Source organism: Pseudomonas khorasanensis, assembly GCF_014268505.2.
Lineage (GTDB): Bacteria > Pseudomonadota > Gammaproteobacteria > Pseudomonadales > Pseudomonadaceae > Aquipseudomonas > Aquipseudomonas khorasanensis.
Genome location: NZ_JABWQP020000001.1, coordinates 1302152 through 1323612 on the forward strand (window position 1 = coordinate 1302152; position 21461 = coordinate 1323612).

General features: G+C 59.1%; 30 protein-coding genes and 1 tRNA gene. 22 read left to right on the forward strand and 9 right to left on the reverse strand.

What is annotated here, in order from left to right:
• Positions 1-175: 175 nt before the first annotated feature.
• Positions 176-361, forward strand: a complete 186-nt coding sequence (locus HU727_RS05875; protein WP_186529079.1) for a hypothetical protein — start codon at positions 176-178, stop codon at positions 359-361.
• A gap of 139 nt (positions 362-500) precedes the next feature.
• Positions 501-788: a hypothetical protein gene (locus HU727_RS05880; protein WP_186529081.1), complete on the forward strand. Its 288-nt coding sequence runs from the start codon at positions 501-503 to the stop codon at positions 786-788.
• Positions 789-791: 3 nt separating this feature from the next.
• Here the strand turns inward: HU727_RS05880 and HU727_RS05885 are convergent, their stop codons facing one another.
• The 3 genes from HU727_RS05885 to HU727_RS05895 form a co-directional block, all read right to left on the reverse strand.
• On the reverse strand, positions 792-1022 hold the full coding sequence (locus HU727_RS05885; protein WP_186529083.1) for a hypothetical protein: 231 nt from the start codon (positions 1020-1022) through the stop codon (positions 792-794).
• Positions 1023-1094: 72 nt separating this feature from the next.
• A complete protein-coding gene (locus HU727_RS05890) occupies positions 1095-1451 on the reverse strand; it encodes a hypothetical protein (RefSeq protein ID WP_186529085.1) in 357 nt (118 codons plus the stop codon).
• 12 nt (positions 1452-1463) lie between these two features.
• Complete coding sequence (locus HU727_RS05895; protein WP_186529087.1) at positions 1464-1664, reverse strand: hypothetical protein; 201 nt, start codon at positions 1662-1664, stop codon at positions 1464-1466.
• Here HU727_RS05895 and HU727_RS05900 point away from each other — a divergent pair.
• The 10 genes from HU727_RS05900 (at position 1663) to HU727_RS05945 (ending at position 9563) form a co-directional block, all read left to right on the forward strand.
• Positions 1663-1965: a DUF1883 domain-containing protein gene (locus HU727_RS05900; protein WP_186529089.1), complete on the forward strand. Its 303-nt coding sequence runs from the start codon at positions 1663-1665 to the stop codon at positions 1963-1965. The two genes, HU727_RS05895 and HU727_RS05900, sit on opposite strands and share 2 nt — an antisense overlap.
• A gap of 29 nt (positions 1966-1994) precedes the next feature.
• On the forward strand, positions 1995-2165 hold the full coding sequence (locus HU727_RS05905; protein WP_186529091.1) for a hypothetical protein: 171 nt from the start codon (positions 1995-1997) through the stop codon (positions 2163-2165).
• Between the two features lie 9 nt (positions 2166-2174).
• Positions 2175-2855, forward strand: a complete 681-nt coding sequence (alkB, locus tag HU727_RS05910; protein ID WP_186529093.1) for a DNA oxidative demethylase AlkB — start codon at positions 2175-2177, stop codon at positions 2853-2855.
• Between the two features lie 71 nt (positions 2856-2926).
• The gene (gene ada / locus HU727_RS05915) at positions 2927-3988 is read left to right on the forward strand and encodes a bifunctional DNA-binding transcriptional regulator/O6-methylguanine-DNA methyltransferase Ada (RefSeq protein ID WP_186529095.1); all 1062 of its coding nucleotides are present in this window, start codon (positions 2927-2929) and stop codon (positions 3986-3988) included.
• Between the two features lie 138 nt (positions 3989-4126).
• Positions 4127-5191, forward strand: coding sequence for an NAD(P)H-dependent flavin oxidoreductase (locus HU727_RS05920; protein WP_186529097.1), 1065 nt, complete (start codon positions 4127-4129; stop codon positions 5189-5191).
• A gap of 130 nt (positions 5192-5321) precedes the next feature.
• Positions 5322-6089 carry a molybdate ABC transporter substrate-binding protein gene (modA, locus tag HU727_RS05925; RefSeq protein ID WP_186529098.1) on the forward strand — a complete coding sequence of 256 codons (768 nt, stop codon included), beginning with the start codon at positions 5322-5324 and terminating at the stop codon, positions 6087-6089.
• Positions 6090-6770 (forward strand): molybdate ABC transporter permease subunit, encoded by a 681-nt coding sequence (gene modB / locus HU727_RS05930; protein ID WP_186529105.1) that lies wholly within the window; start codon positions 6090-6092, stop codon positions 6768-6770. It abuts the gene before it with no gap.
• A gap of 3 nt (positions 6771-6773) precedes the next feature.
• Positions 6774-7853 carry a molybdenum ABC transporter ATP-binding protein gene (modC, locus tag HU727_RS05935; RefSeq protein ID WP_186529107.1) on the forward strand — a complete coding sequence of 360 codons (1080 nt, stop codon included), beginning with the start codon at positions 6774-6776 and terminating at the stop codon, positions 7851-7853.
• A 69-nt stretch (positions 7854-7922) separates the two neighbouring features.
• Complete coding sequence (locus HU727_RS05940) at positions 7923-8960, forward strand: DNA topoisomerase IB (protein WP_186529109.1); 1038 nt, start codon at positions 7923-7925, stop codon at positions 8958-8960.
• Between the two features lie 372 nt (positions 8961-9332).
• Entirely contained in the window at positions 9333-9563 is a 231-nt protein-coding gene (locus HU727_RS05945) for a hypothetical protein (RefSeq protein ID WP_186529111.1), read from the forward strand.
• A 96-nt stretch (positions 9564-9659) separates the two neighbouring features.
• On the opposite strand, the gene HU727_RS05950 is transcribed toward HU727_RS05945, so the two are convergent.
• A complete protein-coding gene (locus tag HU727_RS05950) occupies positions 9660-9827 on the reverse strand; it encodes a general stress protein (RefSeq protein ID WP_186529113.1) in 168 nt (55 codons plus the stop codon).
• 326 nt (positions 9828-10153) lie between these two features.
• Between HU727_RS05950 and HU727_RS05955 the strand changes: the two genes are divergently transcribed.
• The 5 genes from HU727_RS05955 (at position 10154) to HU727_RS05975 (ending at position 12520) form a co-directional block, all read left to right on the forward strand.
• Positions 10154-10330: a con-10 family general stress protein gene (locus HU727_RS05955; RefSeq protein ID WP_039764047.1), complete on the forward strand. Its 177-nt coding sequence runs from the start codon at positions 10154-10156 to the stop codon at positions 10328-10330.
• Positions 10331-10792: 462 nt separating this feature from the next.
• Positions 10793-11140, forward strand: coding sequence for a con-10 family general stress protein (locus HU727_RS05960; RefSeq protein WP_029241506.1), 348 nt, complete (start codon positions 10793-10795; stop codon positions 11138-11140).
• 97 nt (positions 11141-11237) lie between these two features.
• The gene (locus HU727_RS05965; protein WP_186529121.1) at positions 11238-11789 is read left to right on the forward strand and encodes an ATP-dependent Clp protease proteolytic subunit; all 552 of its coding nucleotides are present in this window, start codon (positions 11238-11240) and stop codon (positions 11787-11789) included.
• 225 nt (positions 11790-12014) lie between these two features.
• Positions 12015-12272, forward strand: a complete 258-nt coding sequence (locus tag HU727_RS05970) for a DUF6555 family protein (RefSeq protein ID WP_186529128.1) — start codon at positions 12015-12017, stop codon at positions 12270-12272.
• Entirely contained in the window at positions 12269-12520 is a 252-nt protein-coding gene (locus HU727_RS05975) for a hypothetical protein (RefSeq protein ID WP_186529130.1), read from the forward strand. Before HU727_RS05970 ends, HU727_RS05975 begins: the two co-directional genes overlap by 4 nt.
• 14 nt (positions 12521-12534) lie before the next feature.
• Here the strand turns inward: HU727_RS05975 and HU727_RS05980 are convergent, their stop codons facing one another.
• Both HU727_RS05980 and HU727_RS05985 read right to left on the reverse strand, forming a co-directional pair.
• Positions 12535-12948 carry a cupin domain-containing protein gene (locus tag HU727_RS05980; RefSeq protein WP_186529132.1) on the reverse strand — a complete coding sequence of 138 codons (414 nt, stop codon included), beginning with the start codon at positions 12946-12948 and terminating at the stop codon, positions 12535-12537.
• 123 nt (positions 12949-13071) lie between these two features.
• Positions 13072-13965 carry a transcriptional regulator GcvA gene (locus tag HU727_RS05985; protein WP_186529309.1) on the reverse strand — a complete coding sequence of 298 codons (894 nt, stop codon included), beginning with the start codon at positions 13963-13965 and terminating at the stop codon, positions 13072-13074.
• A gap of 108 nt (positions 13966-14073) precedes the next feature.
• Between HU727_RS05985 and gstA the strand changes: the two genes are divergently transcribed.
• From gstA to HU727_RS06000, 3 genes are all read left to right on the forward strand, one after another.
• A complete protein-coding gene (gstA, locus tag HU727_RS05990) occupies positions 14074-14685 on the forward strand; it encodes a glutathione transferase GstA (RefSeq protein ID WP_186529134.1) in 612 nt (203 codons plus the stop codon).
• Between the two features lie 72 nt (positions 14686-14757).
• Complete coding sequence (locus tag HU727_RS05995) at positions 14758-15138, forward strand: RidA family protein (RefSeq protein ID WP_186529136.1); 381 nt, start codon at positions 14758-14760, stop codon at positions 15136-15138.
• 151 nt (positions 15139-15289) lie between these two features.
• On the forward strand, positions 15290-17278 hold the full coding sequence (locus HU727_RS06000; protein WP_186529139.1) for a peptidase U32 family protein: 1989 nt from the start codon (positions 15290-15292) through the stop codon (positions 17276-17278).
• 114 nt (positions 17279-17392) lie between these two features.
• Here the strand turns inward: HU727_RS06000 and HU727_RS06005 are convergent.
• Positions 17393-17467 (reverse strand) — tRNA-Gln (locus HU727_RS06005).
• A 318-nt stretch (positions 17468-17785) separates the two neighbouring features.
• Between HU727_RS06005 and HU727_RS06010 the strand changes: the two genes are divergently transcribed.
• Positions 17786-18820 (forward strand): alpha/beta fold hydrolase, encoded by a 1035-nt coding sequence (locus HU727_RS06010; protein WP_186529141.1) that lies wholly within the window; start codon positions 17786-17788, stop codon positions 18818-18820.
• 31 nt (positions 18821-18851) lie between these two features.
• Here the strand turns inward: HU727_RS06010 and HU727_RS06015 are convergent, their stop codons facing one another.
• Positions 18852-19877, reverse strand: a complete 1026-nt coding sequence (locus HU727_RS06015; protein WP_186529143.1) for a GlxA family transcriptional regulator — start codon at positions 19875-19877, stop codon at positions 18852-18854.
• 83 nt (positions 19878-19960) lie between these two features.
• Positions 19961-20857: a LysR family transcriptional regulator gene (locus tag HU727_RS06020; RefSeq protein WP_186529145.1), complete on the reverse strand. Its 897-nt coding sequence runs from the start codon at positions 20855-20857 to the stop codon at positions 19961-19963.
• Positions 20858-20969: 112 nt separating this feature from the next.
• Here HU727_RS06020 and HU727_RS06025 point away from each other — a divergent pair, with 112 nt between their 5' ends.
• The gene (locus HU727_RS06025; RefSeq protein ID WP_186529146.1) at positions 20970-21368 is read left to right on the forward strand and encodes a RidA family protein; all 399 of its coding nucleotides are present in this window, start codon (positions 20970-20972) and stop codon (positions 21366-21368) included.
• The last annotated feature ends 93 nt before the right edge of the window (positions 21369-21461 follow it).

The window sequence follows — 21461 nt, forward strand, 5'->3', positions numbered from 1 at the left end:
AACCGATGCCAAGATAGAGAAATATTCGCGCCGATAGTTCCATCCGGGTGTTTCAGCGGCGAGTTCAGCGTAGCTCAAGATCCGGGGAAACTGGATCACCATACGCCAAACCGCCCCCAATGCGAGCGTTTGCCGGTATCATGGCGCCTTTGAACCAGCGAACGAGACAGACTAGATGGCCGCGGTAAAAATCATCAACGGGTATGTGATCGACAAGAAGGACGGCAAGTGGACGCTGACCACGACCAATGGCGAGCACGTCGCCGGGCCTTTCGACAGTGAGCAGATGGCGACGGATGTGGCCTCGGTGTTCACCGACACGCCCGCATCGTCCAAGCGTCGCGGCAAAGATCAGGACTGAACCTGTCGCCACACGCCCAGGCCCTGCCAATGCGCAGGGCTTTTTTGTGCCTGGTTCACAAACAAGTGGCCATTCGCTATAACCTTTTCATCGCGCCGCTGTCAGAGCGTTCAGACCCCCACTTGAAGACCACACAAACATGAACCTGAATAAACTGCAGCCGCTCATTGCGGTATTGGTACTGAGCGGCTGTGCCACTTCGCAACCCACCTATCTGAACAACGGCGAACAAGGCTTGAGCATCGATTGCTCCGGGGAAGCCAACTCCTGGGCGATGTGCTACGAAAAAGCCGACGCCTCTTGCGCGGGCACCGGTTACCGCATTGTCGGCACCGACGGCACACCGGCGCCTGAAGAAAGCGACAAAACCCTGGGCGTCGATGTTGGCAACTACAAGACCCGCAGCGTTGTGGTGGTCTGCAAATAGGCCTTACATGTGTATTTCAGCGAACTTGATGCCTAATCCCCGGACGACTTCAATCAGATCGTCGAGCCGATTGAAGGACTCGACTTCGTCGTTGTCGTCCACCAGAAAGTAACTGCGACCTGCACTCTTCTTGAAAAACACGATCCACTCACCGGGATTCGCAGGGTTCTGGATGACATGGGTGGCAGAGATGAGGCCCTCTGCGTGGCACTCGCGTACGTGCTCTCGCTTCATCGCGACTCCAGGGACGAAAAAGCCGTCACAGCATGACTGTGGCGGCATCGGGTGATGATGTTCGGCAGTTTATCAGCCGGAAATACAGGCGTTCGCGGCTTTCTGCACATCGTGAGGACGAATCGGCACGTTGGACATCCGTTCATGCAACTTGATGCTGCTGCCGCCGGCGCGGTCTTCGATATCGAACACTGCCGCCGGGCCTGATGAGAGTTTGCCCGGAACGATCACTCGCACGCCCTCCTTGTGCGGCTGCACCTGCAACGCACCGCGGCTGTCGGCGAGTTTGTCGGTCAGGCACTCGGCGTACTCCTGAGGCTTTTTGCCGGAGATCACGCTCATGGTTGGCAACGTTTCATTGATCTCGGAAACATTTGCGCAACCGGCCATCGCCAGAACCAACGGCACACACACCACACCCCACTTCATACATATCCTCCGTTAAAGACCGTCCGACAGCACAAATGCCGCTTTTTCTCCGGGGTCTTTTGCATTTAACCCGCATACCGCCGCGAATATCTGTTCAAAATTTGTCAATGCAACGCCCGACGGCCAGATAATAACCCGTGCGGGCTGATAAACTGCGTCCATCAACAAGCTATCGTTTTGATTTTGTAGAAAAAGCCCTTCTGGAGGCGCCATGAAATTCATTCACCAGCGCGAGCACCTCAACGAAGACGACATCGTCGTCATTCAATGCTCGCAGATGTGCAACATCCGTTTGATGAACGACGCCAACTTCCGCAGCTTCAAAAATGGCGGTCGTCACACTTATCACGGCGGCGCGTTCGACACGTTCCCGGCCCGCATCACTGCGCCGAGCACCGGCTTCTGGAACATCACCATCGACACTGTCAACCGCAAGGCCATCAGCGTGACACGCAAACCGACGCTGACGCATTCGATCAAGATCATCCGACGCTCCAGCACCAAATTGAGCTGAGGCGCACAGCCTATTTCTGAAAGGAGACCATGACCGTGGCGCAAAACACCAAATACGTGATCAAGTACAAACTGGACGGTGAACAGCGTTTCGAGTTCGCCGAACTGGAAACCGGCAGCGCCGAGGAAGCGAAAGCGGCCCTGGAAAAGCTGCACGGCAGCGAAGAGCTCAGCGACATCAAGGTCAGCAAAGCGCTGTAACCCAAAACCATGCAACCGACCACGTTTGACCTGTTCGCCGACAACGAACCCCTACAGCAGGCCCGGACCGAACAGATCGGTGAGCAGTCGTGGGTGCTGCGCGGGTTCGCGCTGCCTCGCGTCGATCAGTTGCTGACGGCGCTCGAGCCGCTGCTTGATGCCGCCCCGCTTCGCCACATGGTGACGCCTGGCGGTTTCAGCATGTCGGTCGGGACCAGCAGCTGCGGAACGCTGGGCTGGATCACCGATCGCAGCGGCTATCGTTATTCCAGCGTCGATCCGCTCAGCGGCTTGCCGTGGCCTGGCATGCCGACTGTGTTTGCCGACCTCGCCCATGAGGCGGCAGAGCACGCCGGGTTCGCTGGTTTTCAGGCTGATTCCTGCCTGATCAACCAATATGTACCCGGTGCCAAGATGTCATTGCATCAGGATAAAGACGAAAAGGCCTATGCCGCGCCCATCGTTTCGTTGTCGCTCGGTTTACCGGCAATGTTTCTGTTCGGCGGCTTCGAACGCAGCGATAAAAGCCGGCGCACTCCGCTGCTGCATGGCGACATGGTGGTCTGGGGTGGCGTTGATCGCCTGCGCTTTCACGGCGTGCTGCCGATCAAACCCGGTCATCACGCGCGCCTGGGCGAGCGGCGCATCAACCTGACGTTTCGCGTTGCCGGGGATCCGGCAAAAGTTTGACCGCAAGGCCCGGAGTGTCGAGACCTGCGATGCCGGTTAACCTGAATCAAACAGGTCAACGGATGCCTCTCATGGACACAATTTTGAACACCATCAGCATTGAAGATGACCCACGCTGGGCCGCTGTGGTGGCTCGCGATCCGCGTGCGGACGGGCGATTTGTCTATGCGGTGAAGACCACAGGCGTTTATTGCCGCCCGAGCAGTCTCGCGCGCCTGCCCAAACCGCAGAATGTCGAATTTTTCGACACCGCCGAACTGGCCGAGGCGGCGGGTTATCGGCCGAGCAAACGCGCCAGCAAGGATCAAAGCGATGCGCACCATGCAGCGATCATTGCTGCGGCTTGTCGTCGGATCGAGGCGTCCGAGACGTTGCCGGCGCTCAATAGCCTCGCGGCCAGCGCCGGCCTCAGCCCTTTTCATTTTCACCGGGTATTCAAAGCCGCGACCGGCCTGACACCCAAGGCATACGCCACGGCCCAGCGCTCGCGCAAGGTACGCGCGCAATTGGCTAGCGGCGGCTCGGTGACCGATGCGCTGTACGACGCAGGCTTTAATTCCACCGGCCGCTTTTATGAATCTGCCAATCAACTGCTGGGAATGAAACCCGCGGATTACCGCGCCGCTGGCCAGAACAACGACATCCGCTTTGCCGTGGGCCAATGCTCGCTCGGGGCGATTCTGGTGGCGCAAAGCGCACGTGGCATTTGTGCGATTCTGTTGGGCGATGATCCCCACCAATTGGTTTGCGATCTTCAGGATCAGTTTCGCAAAGCGAACCTGATCGGCGCCGACCGCGAGTTTGAACAGTTGATCGCCAGCGTCGTCGGCTTTATCGAAGCGCCGAAAATGGCCCTGAACTTGCCGCTGGACATACGCGGCACCGCTTTTCAGGAGCGCGTGTGGCAGGCGCTGCGCGAGATTCCGGCGGGCAGCACCGCCAGCTACGCCGAAATCGCGCAACGCATCGGCGCTCCCACTTCGATGCGCGCAGTGGCGCAGGCCTGTGGAGCCAATCGCCTGGCCGTGGCGATCCCCTGCCACCGCGTGGTGCGCAGCGATGGCAATCTTTCAGGCTACCGCTGGGGCGTCGAACGCAAACGCCAGCTGCTTGAACGCGAACTCAACGATTGACTTCAACCACGGCAACTCGCGCCGATGCTGAAAAACTGCACACGATGTTCAGTATTTCAGACTGGCCGTGCATGCGGTTTTGCTGCTAAAACCAAGCACTGCCAACCTGCCCGCGTCATCGTCCGGAGAATCGCTTTTATGAGCCAGTGGCCAGACACCCGTATTCTTGATCTGCTCGGCATCGAGCTGCCGATCATCCAGGGCCCGATGGCCGGCGCTACGAATTCCTCGATGGTAATTGCCGTGTGCAACGCCGGCGGCCTGGGTTCGATGCCGGCAGCGATGCTCAGCACCGAGCAGCTACGCGAAGAACTGCAAACGATTCGCCAGCACACCAACAAACCGTTCAACGTCAACTTCTTTTGTCACCAGCCACCGGCGCCCGACGAACAGCGAGCACGGGACTGGAAGCTTCTGCTCGAGCCCTATTACCGAGAAGTGGGTGCCGATTACGATGCGCCGACGCCGGTGTCCAACCGGGCTCCTTTCGACGAAACCGCGTGCGCAGTGCTCGAAGAATTCCGCCCCGAGGTGGTGAGTTTCCACTTCGGATTGCCTGAAAAATCCTTGCTGGATCGGGTCAAGGCGACCGGGGCGAAAATCCTCTCCTCAGCCACCACCGTGGAAGAAGCCCTATGGCTGGAGCAACACGGCTGCGACGCGATCATCGCCATGGGGTACGAGGCCGGCGGCCATCGCGGGATGTTCCTCAGCGATGACTTGGGCACTCAGGTCGGCACCTTTGCTTTGGTGCCACAGGTGGTCGATGCCGTGAAAGTGCCCGTGATTGCAGCGGGGGCGATCAGCGATTCCCGGGGCGTTGCTGCCGCGTTCATGCTCGGCGCATCAGCGGTGCAAGTCGGCACGGCGTATCTGTTTACCCCGGAAGCCAAAATCAGCGCCTCACATCACAAGGCCTTGCGTACCGCGAAAGAAAGCGAGACAGCCATCACCAACCTGTTTACCGGGCGTCCGGCGCGAGGCATCCTCAACCGCGTGATGCGCGAACTCGGCCCGATGTCAGCCGCGGCGCCCTCCTTCCCGTTGGCCGGTGGTGCGCTGATGCCACTGCGGGCAAAAGCTGAAGCGGATTTTGCCAACCTTTGGGCTGGTCAGGCCTTCACCCTGGGCAAAGATCTCAGCAGTGCCGAACTGACTCGGCAACTCGCCGAGGAGGCGCTGGCGAAACTCCGTCGTCGTTAAATTGTGCGGCGAGCGGATTTATTCCCTCGCCACCCAACGCCGTCTCGCTATATATTTCTTTATATAGCGATTTCGCCTGTGCATCGGCGTGATCCACTCACGTATTCACCGCCGATCACGGAGCCTGTACATGACCCTTGGCGCTTCACGCTTCGCCCCTGCCGGTCTGGCCTTTTTACTCGCAACTTTCAGCATCGGCGCGGCTCAGGCTGATGAAGTGCAAGTAGCGGTTGCGGCGAACTTCACCGCCCCCATCCAGGCCATTGCTGCCGACTTCGAAAAACAAACCGGCCACAAACTGGTGGCCGCTTATGGCGCCACCGGCCAGTTCTATACCCAGATCAAGAACGGCGCGCCGTTTGAAGTGTTTCTCGCCGCTGACGACAGCACGCCGGAAAAACTCGAAAACGAAGGTGAGACCGTCAAAGGCTCACGCTTCACCTATGCCATCGGCACCTTGGCGTTGTGGTCGGCGAAAGACGGTTATGTGGACTCGCAAGGCGGAGTTCTGAAAAAAAATGAATACCAGCACCTGTCCATCGCCAACCCGAAAGCTGCGCCCTATGGTCTGGCCGCCACTCAGGTGCTGGAAAAACTGAAACTGACCGAAGCCACAAAAAGCAAAATCGTCGAAGGCCAGAACATCACCCAGGCCTATCAATTCGTATCCACCGGCAACGCCGAACTCGGTTTTGTGGCGTTGTCGCAAATCTACAAGGATGGCAAGGTCAGCAGCGGTTCGGCGTGGATCGTACCCGCCGCCCTGCATGATCCAATCAAGCAGGACGCGGTCATCCTCAACAAAGGCAAAAACAGCGCTGCGGCAAGGGCTCTGGTTGATTACCTCAAGGGGCCAAAAGCCGCGACCGTGATCAAGTCTTTCGGGTATCAACTGTAAATGTCGCTGACGAGTGCCGATTTCGCCGCTATCTGGCTGACCCTGAAACTGGCGTCGCTGACCACCGCCATTCTGCTGGTGATTGGCACGCCGATCGCCTTATGGCTGTCGCGAACGTCGTCGTGGCTGCGCGGCCCGGTCGGCGCTATCGTCGCCCTGCCGTTGGTGTTGCCGCCCACGGTGATTGGCTTTTACCTGTTGCTGGCGCTGGGGCCGCACGGCTTTCTCGGTCAGTTCACTCAGTGGTTGGGGCTGGGCACGCTGACGTTCAGTTTCACCGGTCTGGTGATTGGTTCGGTGATCTATTCCCTGCCCTTCGTGGTGCAACCTTTGCAGAACGCCTTCTCGGCGATCGGCACCCGTCCGCTGGAAGTGGCGGCGACGCTGCGCGCCAATCCCTGGGACACCTTTTTCAGCGTGATCCTGCCGCTGGCACGCCCCGGTTTTATCACCGCTGCGATCCTCGGATTCGCCCACACGGTGGGTGAGTTCGGCGTCGTATTGATGATCGGGGGCAACATTCCCGACAAGACCCGTGTGGTGTCCGTGCAAATCTACGACCACGTCGAAGCACTTGAGTACGCCCAGGCCCATTGGCTGTCCGGGGCGATGCTGGTGTTCTCGTTTCTGGTGTTGCTGGCGTTGTATTCCAGCCGCAAAACCCGCGCAGGCTGGAGCTGATCGATGATCGATGTACGTCTGAAACTTGCCTGGCCAGGGTTCGATCTGGATGTCGATCTGCATGTGCCGGGCCGGGGCGTTACCGCGCTCTATGGAGATTCCGGCTCCGGCAAAACCACATGCCTGCGCTGCATCGCCGGGCTTGAGCGTGCGAAAGAAGGCTTCGTCCAGATCAATGACGAAGTGTGGCAGGACAGCGCCAACGGCATCTTCGTGCCGCCGCATACGCGTGCGCTCGGTTATGTGTTCCAGGAAGCCAGCCTGTTCCCGCACTTGTCGGTGCTGGCCAACCTGGAGTTTGGTCTCAAACGCATCGCCAGATCCCAACGCCGCGTCGACATGACCCACGCCAGCGAACTGCTCGGCATCGGGCATTTGCTTGAGCGTCATCCGCAGCATCTCTCCGGTGGCGAACGCCAGCGCGTCGGCATCGCCCGCGCCCTGCTGACCAGCCCGAAACTGCTGCTGATGGACGAACCACTGGCGGCACTCGACAGCCGCCGCAAAAGCGAAATCCTGCCGTACCTGCAACGCCTGCATGATGAATTGGATATCCCGGTGCTGTATGTCAGCCACGCGCAGGATGAAGTGGCGCGCCTGGCCGATCATCTGGTGTTGCTCAGTGACGGCAAAGCCCTGGCCAGCGGCCCGATCGGCGAGACCCTGGCGCGTCTGGATCTGCCTCTGGCGATGGGCGACGACGCGGGTGTGATCATCGAAGGCCAGGTCAGCGCCTACGACGCTGCCTATCAATTGCTCAGCCTGCAATTGCCGGCCACCGAAATGAGCATTCGCGTGACGCATGCACCATTGGCCGTGGGCAAGGCCTTGCGCTGCAAGGTGCATGCGCGGGACATCAGCCTGGCGCTGACCAACGATGCGGCCAGCAGCATCCTCAATCGGCTGCCCGTCACGGTCGTCAGCGAACAGGCGGCCGACAATATCGCCCATGTGCTGATCCGCCTCGACGCCGGTGGCACTCCGCTGCTGGCGCGGATAACGCGGTTTTCCCGTGACCAACTGGGCGTGTATCCGGGCCAGCGGCTCTGGGCGCAGATCAAGGCGGTGGCGGTCCTGGCGTAAATCATTCGGCACGACGGCCAATGCCTGCGGTCAATCCAGTTACAGAACACCGCCACGAAGGAAGCCGCCATGCCCGATACCGTGCTGACAGATGCCCTGCCCGCCGACCTGCATTACGTCGATGACACTCAGCCTGGTATCACCCGGAAAAAACTGCGCGGCAAGTTCGTCTATTTCGAGCCGTCGGGTCAGCGCATCACTGACCCGGACGAAATCAAACGCATCAATGCCCTGGCGGTGCCGCCGGCCTACACCGACGTGTGGATCTGCGCCGATCCCTGCGGTCATCTGCAAGCCACTGGCCGCGATGCGCGCGGGCGCAAGCAATACCGTTATCACGCGCGCTGGCGAGAAGTGCGCGACGCCGACAAATATTCGCGTCTGCGCGAATTCGGCCTGGCCCTGCCAAAGCTGCGGCGCAAGCTCGAAGCGCAGCTGGACGCGCCAGGATTCAGCCGAGACAAGGTCATGGCCACGGTGATCACCTTGCTCGACGCCACGCTGATCCGCGTCGGCAATACGCAATACGCGCGGGACAACCGCTCCTATGGCCTGACCACCTTGCGCAGCCGCCATGTCGAGGTCAACGGCAGCGCGATCCTGTTCCAGTTTCGTGGCAAGAGTGGCATCGAGCACCAGATCACCGTCAAGGATCGACGCCTGGCGCGGATCGTCAAGCGCTGCCTGGAGATTCCCGGGCAGAACCTGTTTCAGTACCTCGATGAAAACGGCGTACGGCACACCGTCACCTCATCCGACGTCAATGCTTACCTGCAAACGCTCACCGGTGCCGACTTCACGGCCAAGGATTACCGCACCTGGGCCGGCAGCGCACTGGCCTTGTCGGCTTTGCGAGAGCTGCAGTATGAGTCGGAATCGGAGGCCAAACGGCACGTGGTCGATATGGTGAAAAACGTTGCCAAACAGTTGGGCAATACCCCGGCGGTGTGCCGAAAGTGCTACATCCATCCGGCAGTCGTCGAACATTTCATGCTCGGCGCCCTTGCCGAATTGCCCCGCACGCGCGTGCGAAAAGGCCTGCGCGCCGAGGAAGTGGCATTGGCGATGTTCCTCGAACGCATGAGCGAAGTGACCGAGGCACCTTGATTGCCGGCCCCTGTCAGGCCATGGATTGTTTGGATTACCGCGACACCTGATGGCCCGCGCCTACAAACGGACTTGCCGACGAGCTGAGCTGTGTATTTTTTGCACGATTGCACAGGGCTTCTATAGTTGATCTGAAACGAATCAACTGCAGTGACGGCGACGGCTATGACGAGCAAGTGCAGGCTGAGCGCGAATGTCAACGTCTCAACGCAGTCAGTTCGCAACCACCGGCCCGCCAACACTCTGGCTGATGCCCGGCGACGGCGGGTCTATACTGAAACCAGCTGAGGGAGCAGCATCCCGACGGCGAAAGGCTCGCAACACGCGGGCTTTTTGTTGCGACTCAGTGGTTTCATTGAACGGAGGTGTTTCATGTCCGAGAAAGAGTCCATCACCACCCTGCTCACCTTGCTCGATGCGCGGCAGGCGCGTCTCGCGGCTGCTTGCAAAGAGATTGCCGACTGGGTTGATCACCAGGGCGGGCACCCTACGGCATTGCGCATTCGAGATCGTCTGAACGACATCGAAAAAGACGCCCCGTTGATCCGCAACACGCTGTCGACGCTCAAGCCGATAGACCGGCCGCTGCCACGGTTCAGATAACCCGTGATCCGACTTCCCGTTGATCTGAGCCATGACCGCGCGTCTGCCCCCTCTGTGCTCGGCACAGAGGGAAGCAGTCACAGATGATCTGAATCTTTAACTCCCCTTGCCGGTGCGCTCCTGACCGTGGCTATGTTGTCCACCGACCCTTGCTTTCTCCGCCCGGTCTACCTTCAGGTTGACCGGATTCCCGCCTTTTTTACCGGCATCCTTGATTTTCTGCGGGTCGTCCGCGAAAGAATGATCACTGTTATGTTTTGTCATGTTTTATCCTCGGCACATTTGTCGAAACTCGTTCCAACACTTTAGATCGCCCCAGTTTCGGATCAACTCCTCGCCGATAGATGGTCAATTAAGCGAAGCGAAGCGCTGGCGACTTTTTGCACTTCTTACTATCAATCCAATTCCTCCGAAAGTTATACGAAGCGGCAGCAACAGCCGGTCTCTGTATAAGTTTCAGCAGCCCACTACCGTTCATCGGCCTGATTAAAAATTCTCAAAACATTTCTCTCCGGCTCGTAATCGGAGTAGATGTCCGGTGCGACAACGGACATAACTAGCGAAACGTTTATTGATATCGGAGAGCTATCATGACTACAGGAAATAAAAATCCGGGTAACTTCGCCAACGATCGTGAAAAGGCATCTGAGGCGGGTAAAAAAGGCGGCCAGGCTTCTGGCGGCAACTTCGCCAATGACCGTGAAAAAGCCTCCGAGGCTGGCCGCAAAGGTGGCCAGAACAGCCACGGTGGCGGTCGCAAGTCCTGAGTGAGCAGCACAAGGGCAGCCTCGCTGCCCTTTGACATCAGCTGATGGAGCGCAATCATGAGAACGGTAACCGAATTCGCACGATGCGAAGTGCAACGTAACAAGGGAGCAGAAGTGTATCCCGAAGGAGCGCGCAGTTCGCACTCGACGAAATCAGAGACTCCGTCCGTACCGCCCTGTATGGAAAGACGTCAAACGACTCCGCAATACAGAGATGGCGTTCAGCGCGAATGTTATGAACGCCGGGAACTGACCGTTAACGCCGAGAACTCCAGGGCACCGGACACATTACCGATCTATGAGCGCTCTTCTTGACTGAGAACTTGCGTTCTTTCGAAAGCAAGTAAAACCAGAACAGCAAACGTCACCAAGTAACTTTATGGGTTTGACGATTAACGACGGCACGAAGTCAGTGCATCTTTAATTCGCCTGACATCCATACAGAAATGAGGAAGTTTGAAAATGGCACAAGATAAACAAGGCGGCATGTCAGTTAACGAAGCCGGCAAAAAAGGCGGTGAAGCCACTTCGGCGTCGCACGACAAAGAGTTCTATCAGGAAATCGGCAGCAAGGGTGGCCAGAACAGCGGCGGCAACTTCAAGAACGATCCTGAACGTGCCGCTGAAGCCGGGAGCAAAGGTGGTCAGAACAGCGGAGGAAATTTCAAGAACGACCCTGAACGCGCAGCAGAAGCCGGAAGCAAAGGCGGCCAGAACAGCGGCGGCAACTTCGCCAATGATCGGGAAAAAGCCTCTGAGGCCGGACGCAAAGGTGGTCAAAACAGCCATGGTGGCGGGCGCAACAGCTGATGTGCCGGGTGCGGGGGAGCTTGTCTCCCCTGCCCACTTTCCAATCCGTTCAATCACAGCTTTAGCTCAGGAGTTCTGACCCGCCGAGGGAATCGCCATGCCCGTACATGTTATTAACTTTACCGGTCCGATCACCGCCTCCACATGTGGCCAATTGATCGAGAAAGCCTCACTCGCCGTCAAGGAAGATGCTCCCCGCCTGATCGTAAACATCGCCACCATGGGCGGTGAATGCAGTTACGGCTTCACGATGTACAACTTTCTCATGGCTTTGCCCATCCCCGTGCACACGCACAATCTGGGAACGGTGGAGTCGATGGGTAATATCGTTTTTCTGGCCGGCGAACGCCGGACCGCCTGCACTCACAGCAAGTTTCTGTTCCACCCCTTCCACTGGCATTTACAGGGTTCCGTCGACCACTCACGCATGTCGGAATATGCCATGAGCCTGGATTACGACTTGCACCTCTACGCCAAAGTCGTCGCAGAGCGGACGACGTCCGGCAAAAACAGGCTGGAAACTGAAACTTACCTGACCGCCGCTCCGCGCATTCTCAATCCGGAAGAAGCGTTGCACACGGGCCTGATCACGGCCGTTGAAGACACTGAAATACATGCCGGTTTCGTCTGCTCGTGCATCTATGCCTGACTGAAAACGCGTCGTCGCTGGCGCGTTTTCCCTCTTCCCGAAATCATCAGTACTCACACCGTTCGGTTACACCAACAAGCGTGCGCAGCCGGCGAACTTGTACGCAGTGAAACAGCCGTACAACTTTCCCTAAAGCCTCATCCACCGATCATCCCGACCGTGGCAAATTCTCTGAATTATTCAACGCACCCGACATCCTTCATTCATAAGCGTGCGGAGGATTGTATGAGTGCAGCGGACTTGTACGTGATCGATTACCGGCTTCACGGAAAGCCCAGGTCATTCATCATCCGAACGAAAACCATGGACAATGCCCAAGCCTGGCACTGGGCAAGCTGTGACGCGGGGGTGGCGCCCATTCCCCGCCCTGGCCGACCCGCGTTGAAACGCTTTTCAAAACCGATGGCAGAACGGTTTGGTGTGACTGATGTGCAATGGCGAGAATCCCCGCCGCTCGTCTGGGAAGAGGATCAAGCAGAATGATTGAGCAAACATTGAAATTCAGTTTTGGGCACTCCTGGGACGACGAAATGGCGCGCAACGCCGCCCTGTTTCGCGAAGCGGATCTGCTGGACGAAGCAGCGTACAAAATCATCGATCATGACACGGACAACCCTGAAGCCTGGGCTCGCTTCACCGAAGCAAAAGCCCAGGCCGACGCCAAGAGAACGGCGGCGTTTCAGGACTGGATGCGCATCAAGCGTGCAATGACCAGGCAGCGCTCACAGTAGCGGCGCGCCACCTGTCACGGCTTGAGAATCAGCAGCGGCTCGCCTTTGGGGACGATATAGGTCGCCAGTTCCGACGCCTTTTCGTTGCCGATGTTTTTGGCCTCATGCGCGACACCTGCCGGGATGAACAGTGAATCGCCTGCCTTGAGCGTCACCGGCGCCTGCCCTTCGAGCCGGTATTCAAAGGTGCCGCTGATGACGTAGGCGACTTCCACCCCAGGATGCGCGTGCCGAGGCGCACTGACGCCAGCGTCGAAGTCGATACGTGCCTGAATCACTTCGCGGTCCGCCGCGCCGAGATCCTGCCGAAGCAGGTCGGTGCGACTCAAACCTTTTTGCCAGCTCGTGGCGTTCCCATCGGCCGCCTGGGCAAGCCCCGTCAGCGAAGCGAATACAACAGCGGTAGCCAGAAACAATGGACGGTACATGGTGAGATCCTCTCAAACGTAGTGGTGTAGTGGCCTCTACTTTGAGCAGGACATGTACGGAGGATGTGTCTTGAAACCTCGATTTGATGTTTGCGTGTGTACCCGCCGAGCGTTGATACACGCTTATACAAACGTGTTGCGGGCTGCCTCTGAGAGCCACGCTCTGAAGGCGCTGAGTTTTTTCGAATCAGCGGACTCATCGGGCGTCACCAGGTAGAAACCCATTTCATCGCGCAAACGAAGATCGAAGGGCGCCACCAACCGTCCTGCCCGCAGATCATCGTTAACGTAGGTCGAGCGCCCGATGCAGACGCCCTGCCCGTCAATCGCCGCCTGCACAGCCATCATGGCGAGATCAAAGGTCAGCTTCGGGCCAGTGGCCAATTCCGTGGGCTGACCGGCAGCGGTCAGCCAAGCGTGCCAGTCATTGGCGGTCAGGCCGCTGACTTGAACGAGGGTGTGATGGGTCAGCTGCGCCGGCGCACTCAATGTCTTCGCCAATGCCGGACTGCACACAGGAAAAATCTCATCGGCCATCAGAAAATCCGCTCGCAGGCCTTTCCACTCACCACGCCCATAACGAATCGCTGCATCAATGCCGCCCTGGCGAAAATCCACGAGCCCGGTACTCGCGCTGATGCGCACGTCTATCTCGGGGAACGCCTGCTGAAAGCCCGGCAGGCGCGGCAACAACCACTTCGACGCGACGGAGACCAGGGTGCTGATGGTCAGTACGCTGTTTGCGCGTGATTCGAATAATTGTTGCGTCGAATGGCGCAGCGCTTGAAACGCCGAGCGAATGCCCGGCAGATATGTCTGACCTTCATCGCTAAGTGCCAAGCCATCCTTGAGCCGCAGGAACAATGTCACACCCAGCTCGGCCTCCAGTCGACGGATTTGATGACTGATCGCTGTTTGCGTGACGTTGAGCTCTGCAGCAGCCAGAGTAAAGCTCATATGCCGTGCGGCCGCCTCGAAGGCACGCAAGCCGTTGAGGGATGGAAGTCTGCTTGTCAAAGGGCCGCCACTCACATGAGAATTTGTCATACGCTAGCACCGCAAATGACCTTTGCGAAAGGCTCTCTGCAGTAGGATCGTGGCACTCCCCCTATGCAAGGAAAGCCCATGAAACTGTATTTCGCGCCCATGACCTGTTCGCTCTCGCCGCATATTGTTTTGCGAGAGCTCGGTCTACCGTTCGAGCTGATCAGGGTCAACAACCAAACCAAGCGCACAGCTGACGGCCATGACTTTCGCCACATCAACCCCAAGGGCTACGTGGCCGCGCTGTTGCTGGACAACGGGGAAGTGCTGACCGAAGCACCAGCGATTCTGCAGTTTCTGGCGGATCAAGCGCCGGGGAATGCATTGGCACCCTCAGCGGGCACATGGGAACGGGTACGTTTGCAGGAACACCTGAACTTCATCAGTTCGGAGATCCATGGCGCCAGTGCGCCGCTGTTCGACGCGCAGATTCCGGAAACGGTCAAAACGATTTTCCGTCAGAAACTGTGCAAACGACTGGATTACCTGAGTGGCGCGTTGGCAGATCAGGATTATCTGATGGGCAGCTTCGGTGTCGCCGATGCCTATCTATTCACCGTGCTGTCGTGGCTGCCGACGTTCAATATCGACATCGCCGACTGGCCGGCACTTGATAGCTATATGCAGCGCATCGGTGCCCGGCCCGCAGTGCTTTCAGCGATTGCGGCGGAAGCGGCGACACAGCCCGTCTGAACGCGCGCGGGCCATCGCGCGAGCGAATCTGTAAACTGGCGCGATCTTCATTCATTCAAACAAGAGATGTGCATGACCAATCAAGACATAACCTTTACGCCCGATCCGGATACCGATTCGATTTCTTCCGACGTTGCCACTTTCGGCGGGATCATGGTCTCGACGCAGATTCCAACCCGCGCCGATGGCAGCCTGGAACTTGGCGGCATTACCGAGCAGAGCGAATGCACGCTGCAAGCGCTGAAAGTCGCGCTGGAACGCGCCGGCAGTTCGATGGACCGCGTCATGCACCTGACCATCTACCTCACGGATATGGGCGATCGGGCCGCATTCAACGAAGTCTACAAACTTTTCTTCGCCAAGCCCTGGCCGGTGCGCGCGGCAGTCGGCGTAGCGTCGCTTGCTGTTGAGGGAATGCGCGTGGAAGTGACAGCGATGGCGGCAAAGGCCTGATTGAACCGGCGGGGTGTCATCTCGGCTAATCGGGATGACACACCGCTTTCGCCCTGGAACGACCAGCACCATCGGGCAGCACATGCGTGCCCGCCGTGCGTTTCAGGGGTAGAATGCGCGCCTTGACCGTGACCGCCTGACTAAAAAAACTATGTCCTTGCCCAAGCATCACCTCGAATTGCTCAGCCCTGCCCGCGATGTTGCCATCGCCCGCGAGGCCATTCTGCATGGCGCTGACGCCGTGTACATCGGCGGCCCGAGCTTCGGCGCGCGCCACAATGCCTGTAACGAAGTCAGCGAAATCGCCGAACTGGTCGAATTCGCCCGCCGCTACCACGCGCGCATTTTCACCACCATCAACACCATCCTGCACGACAACGAACTGGAGCCGGCACGCAAGCTGATCCATCAGTTGTACGACGCTGGTGTCGATGCGCTGATCGTTCAGGATCTGGGCGTGATGGAGCTGGACATCCCGCCCATCGAACTGCACGCCTCGACGCAGACCGACATCCGCACGCTGGAACGGGCCAAATTTCTCGATCAGGCCGGTTTCTCGCAGTTGGTGCTGGCACGCGAGCTGAACCTGCAGGAAATCCGCGCCATCGCAGACGAAACCGACGCAGCTGTCGAGTTTTTCATCCACGGCGCGTTGTGCGTGGCTTTCTCCGGCCAGTGCAACATTTCCCACGCGCAGACCGGGCGCAGCGCCAACCGCGGCGATTGCTCCCAGGCGTGTCGCTTGCCGTACACCCTCAAAGATGAAAAGGGTGGCGTGATTGCCTACGAAAAACACCTGCTGTCGATGAAAGACAACAACCAGAGCGCCAACATCCGCGCCCTGGTCGAAGCTGGGGTGCGTTCGTTCAAGATCGAAGGTCGCTACAAGGACATGGGCTATGTGAAAAACATCACGGCCTATTACCGCCAGCGCCTCGACGACGTGCTCGAAGACCGCCCGGACCTGGCCCGCGCTTCCAGCGGCCGCACCGTGCATTTCTTCCTGCCCGACCCGGAAAAAACCTTCCACCGTGGCAGCACCGATTATTTCGTGACCGATCGCAAGATCGACATCGGCGCCTTCGATTCGCCGACCTTCACCGGCCTGCCGGTCGGTACCGTGGAAAAAGTCGGCAAGCGTGACATGCAGGTCGTGACCCACGAGCCGCTGTCCAACGGTGACGGCTTGAACGTGCTGGTCAAGCGTGAAGTGGTCGGTTTCCGCGCCAACATCGCCGAAGCCAAAGGCGAGTTCGAAGAAGACGGCGAAAAGCGCTACCGCTACCGCGTCGAGCCGAACGAAATGCCCGAAGGACTGTTCAAGCTGCGCCCAAGCCACCCGTTGAATCGCAACCTCGATCACAATTGGCAGCAGGCGCTGCAGAAGACTTCTTCGGAACGTCGTGTCGCCCTGAGCTGGGTCGCTCGTCTGCGCGAAGAACAGCTGCAAATCACCGCAACGAGCGAAGAAGGCATCAGCGCCAGCGTCACCCTCAACGGGCCGTTCGGCGTCGCCAACAAGCCGGAGCAGGCGCTGGAACAGTTGCGCGACCTGCTGGGCCAGCTCGGCACCACGCAATACCACGCCACCGACGTCAAGCTCGATGCGCCGCAAGCGTTCTTCATCCCCAACTCGCAGCTCAAATCCCTGCGCCGCGAAGTGATCGAAGCGCTGACCGCCGCCCGCGTCGCGGCTCATCCGCGGGGCAGCCGCAAGGCCGAAACCACACCGCCGCCGGTATACCCGGATTCGCACCTGACCTTCCTCGCCAACGTCTACAACCAGAAGGCGCGCGACTTTTACCACCGTCACGGCGTCAAGCTGATCGACGCGGCGTACGAAGCCCACGAAGAGCCAGGCGAAGTACCGGTGATGATCACCAAGCACTGCCTGCGCTTCTCCTTCAACCTGTGCCCGAAACAGGCCAAAGGCGTGACCGGCGTGCGCACCAAGGTCGCCCCGATGCAGTTGATTCATGGCGATGAAGTGCTGACGCTGAAGTTCGATTGCAAGCCGTGCGAAATGCACATCATCGGCAAGATGAAGGGCCACATCCTCAACCTGCCGCAACCAGGCAGTGTGGTGGGTCACATCAGCCCTGAAGACCTGATGAAAACCATTCCGCGCGCGCCGCACTGAGTGGACGGCCTGCGCGGTGCTTCGGCATCGCGCAGGCCTGCTGCGCTTCCCGCCAGCAAATCGCAGGCATAAAAAAACGCCAACTTCTTGCGAAGTTGGCGTTTTTTTCGTAGATGGCAGGGGCGGCTGGATTCGAACCAACGCATGGCAGGATCAAAACCTGCTGCCTTACCGCTTGGCGACGCCCCTGTAGCTCTTACCAGCGGCTCCGTGAGGATCGCTGTGAGAACGGGGCGCAATTTATCAATATTCGTTTCGTTTGGGAAGCCCGAGATGAAATATTTTTTGTTTTAAAACAGCCACTTATTATTTACGCCTGAAATCGCTCTGACGCGCCGACGTTTGGACGCTGTGTATCACACTGTGTACGCGCCCCGCCGCAATACAACCCATTGCAAAAACGGCTTCCTGCGACACAGAGCGGATACCTCACTACGCTTCAATGCACCCGAGGTTTCAGGGGTTCAGTCACGCCCTTGGTCACGGGTTCGCACAGGAGACGTCAGCATGAACAAGGCTCTGCACACTTCAAAAATCACCCGCGCGCTCGGCTTGTCGATGCTGGCGCTGTCACTGTTCGGCGCCGTGGGCAGCGCTCAAGCGCAGACCGCCGAACCGGCTGCTGTCAGCTATTCCGCGCCCTCACCTTTCGGCCCGCTGAAACACATAAAGGCTGGCGTCCTTGACGTGGCTTATGCCGAAACCGGCCCCGCCGATGGCCCGGTGGTGATCCTGCTGCACGGTTGGCCCTATGACATTCACAGCTACAACGACGTCGCGCCATTGCTCGCCGCCAAGGGTTATCGCGTGCTGATGCCCTATGCGCGCGGTTACGGCGATACGCAGTTTCTCTCCAAAGACACGCTGCGCAACGGCCAGCCGGCCGCGCTGGCAAGCGACGTGATCGACTTCATGGATGCGCTCAAGATCAAGCAAGCCGTGCTCGGTGGCTATGACTGGGGCGCGCGTTCGGCGGACATTGTCGCCGCGCTGTGGCCGGAACGCGTCAAGGCACTGGTGGCGGTCAGCGGTTACCTGATCGGCAATCAGGCTGCCGGGCAAAATCCGCTGCCACCCAAAGCCGAGCTGCAGTGGTGGTATCAGTTCTATTTCGCCACCGAGCGTGGCCGCGCCGGCTATGAGAAGAACACCCACGACTTCGCCAAACTGATCTGGGAGCTTGCTTCGCCGCAATGGAAGTTCGATGACGCCACCTTCGACCGCAGTGCCAAGGCGTTGCAGAATCCGGATCACGTCGAGATTACCGTCTTCAACTACCGCTGGCGTCTGGGCCTGGTGCAGGGCGAGGCGAAATACGCGGCGCTGGAACAGAAACTCGCCACGGCGCCATCGATTAGCGTTCCGACAATTGCGCTGGAAGGCGATGCCAACGGCGCCCCGCATCCGGCGCCGGAGGATTACGCCAAGCGCTTCACCGGGAAATATCAGTTCCGGTTGATCGAAGGCGGGGTCGGGCATAATTTGCCGCAGGAAGCTCCGAAGGCGTTTGCGCAGGCCGTAATTGATGCGGATCGTCTCTGACAGGCCCAATGCAAGCAGACAACGGCTGGGGCTATTTGACCAGCCGTTTTTCTTTCGAGGGCCGATAACCGAAGTACGAGCTGTAGCACTTGCTGAAATGGCTTGGAGAGACGAAACCGCACGCGACCAGCACTTCCACCTGCGACAGCTCGGTGTGTTGCAGCAGGCGCCGCGCTTCGGTGATGCGCAGCTCCAGGTAATAGCGTTGCGGCGTGGTGCCCAGTTGTTCCTTGAACAAGCGCTCGAGCTGACGCCGCGAGCGCCCGGCATAGACCGCCAGTTGTTCCAGCTCCAGTGGTTCTTCGAGGTTGGCGTCCATCAGCTTGATCACCTCACGCAGCGGCGCGCTGACGCAGATGTTTTCATCCGGCTTGATCCGCCGGTAGCGCGACTCCTCGAACGCCAGGATGTCTTCGATGCCCTCGACCAACGCCTTGCCATGCAGACCCTTGATCCAGTCCAGCGCCATGTGGAACGCTCCCGAAGGACTCGACGCGGTGAGCCGGTCGCGGTCGATCACGTAAGGCTCGCTGCTGACATGGGTCGTCTTGGCGATCTCGGTCAGCGCCGGACGGTGCTCCGGATGAATCGCGCAACGATAACCGTCGAGCAAACCGGCGCGGCCCAAAAACCACGAACCGTTCCACAATCCCGCCAGACTCACGCCCCGCTCCGCCGCCGCCTTGAGCAGGCCAATGAATTCATCGCTGGCCCGCAATTCGGTGCGATAACCACCACACACCACCAGCAGATCCAGTGTGCCAAGCGCGGCCGAATCCAGCCGTGCATCGGGGCGGATGACCAGTCCCAGATCACTGATGACCTCGCCATCGCCCAGCCCGAAAGTGCGCGACGAGAAAAGCCCCGGGCGCAACAGGTTGGTGGTGACCACCGTGTCCAGGGCCTGGGTGAACGCCGGAAGGGAGAAATGTTCGAGTAACAGAAATCCGGTGCGGGTCACGCCGGTGTTATCGGTATTTTGCTCATTCAGATAGCGAAGGTTTTTACCTTTCATGCCACCGCTGAATTGACGTCGTTCAATCAAGGTCGGGTCCATCGGTCATGTTGTTGTGCGCCGATAGTTGGCTTGATCCTCGAAAGAGTCAATCATGGCCGTGACCGGTGCGTCACAACCGGCACTCAAACCGCCATCAGCTCGACCACCCAATCGATGAAAACCCGCAGCTTGCGGCTGACATGTCGATTGGGTGGATAGGCGAGGTAAAGCGGCATCGGCTCAAGCTGCCAGCCTTCAAACAACTGCACCAGCTCGCCGCGCGCGACGTGGGCGTCGGACATGTACGTGGGCAGCCACAGCACGCCCATCCCCGCCAGACCCGCTGCCAGATAGGCGTTGCCGTCATCGACCGCCAGCACGTGGCGACCCTTGATCTGCAAATGTTCCTCACCCTTGTGCAAAGCGTATGGGACAGGTTTGCCGGTGCGTGCCCAAAGGAAGGCGACCACGCGGTGGTGGGAGTCTTCGAGTTCCCGCGGGTGGCCCGGCGTGCCCTCGCGAGCCAGATAAGCCGGTGCGGCGAACACGCCCAATTGCAAATCCGCGACCTTGCGCGCCATCAAGGACTGGTCCACCAACTCGCCGCCACGCACGACGCAATCGACGTTCTCATCAATGATGTCGACGATCCGATCGCTGACGCCCATGTCGATCTGGATGTCTGGATAGAGCGCGTGAAACGCTGGCAAGGCCGGCACAAGGATCAGCCGTGCGAAAGGGCTCGGCACGTCGATTCGCAAGCGCCCTCGAGGCAATGCAGCGGCGCCGGGCAGGCTGGTTTCGGCGTCGTCCAGGTCCGCCAGCAACTTGACCACGCGCTCGTAATACGCCGCGCCATCGGCGGTTACATTGACTTTGCGTGTGGTGCGGTTGAGCAGCCTGACCCTTAGCCGCGCTTCCAGTTGCTGCACCAGTTGCGTCACGGTGGTCTTGCTCATGTGCAGGGTTTCGGCAGCTTTGGTGAAACTCCCCGCCTCGACCACCCGGGCAAAGGCTTGCATCGCATCGAACCGGTCCATCCGCGCCCCTCGATTGTTTGGATATCACAAACAGTGAACGCCAAGCTTGCGCATTTATCGCCGATCTGCAAATACCTACAGTCAGCCCATCACCCACTGATGGAGACACCCGATGAACAAGCGCGACGTTGTTTTCCCACCCGCCCGCCACGCCCTTTACGAGCGTCATCGCTATTCCCCGGCGATTCGCTCCAACGGCTTTCTGTTTGTCTCGGGACAGGTCGGCAGCCTGGAGGACGGTTCGCCCGAGGCGGATTTGCGCGAACAAGTGCGCACGGCGTTCAACAACCTCAATGCGATCCTCGCTGAGGCCGGTTGCAGCTTCGACGATGTGGTGGACGTCACCGTGTTCATGGTCGACCCACATTCCACATTCGAAACGATCTGGGACGTCGTTCCGGAGTTCTGGGGCGAGGCGCCTTTTCCGACGGTTACCGCAATAGGCGTGACCTGGCTGTCCGGCTTCGATTTCGAAATCAAGGTCATCGCCAAACTGCCCGAATCGCCTTGATCGGCAGCGCACACAAACTGACACAGCGCGCCGGCATGGAGGCTGGCCATTCTTCTCGCGAATGCGTATAACCTCGCCGTTTCGTCTACCCTG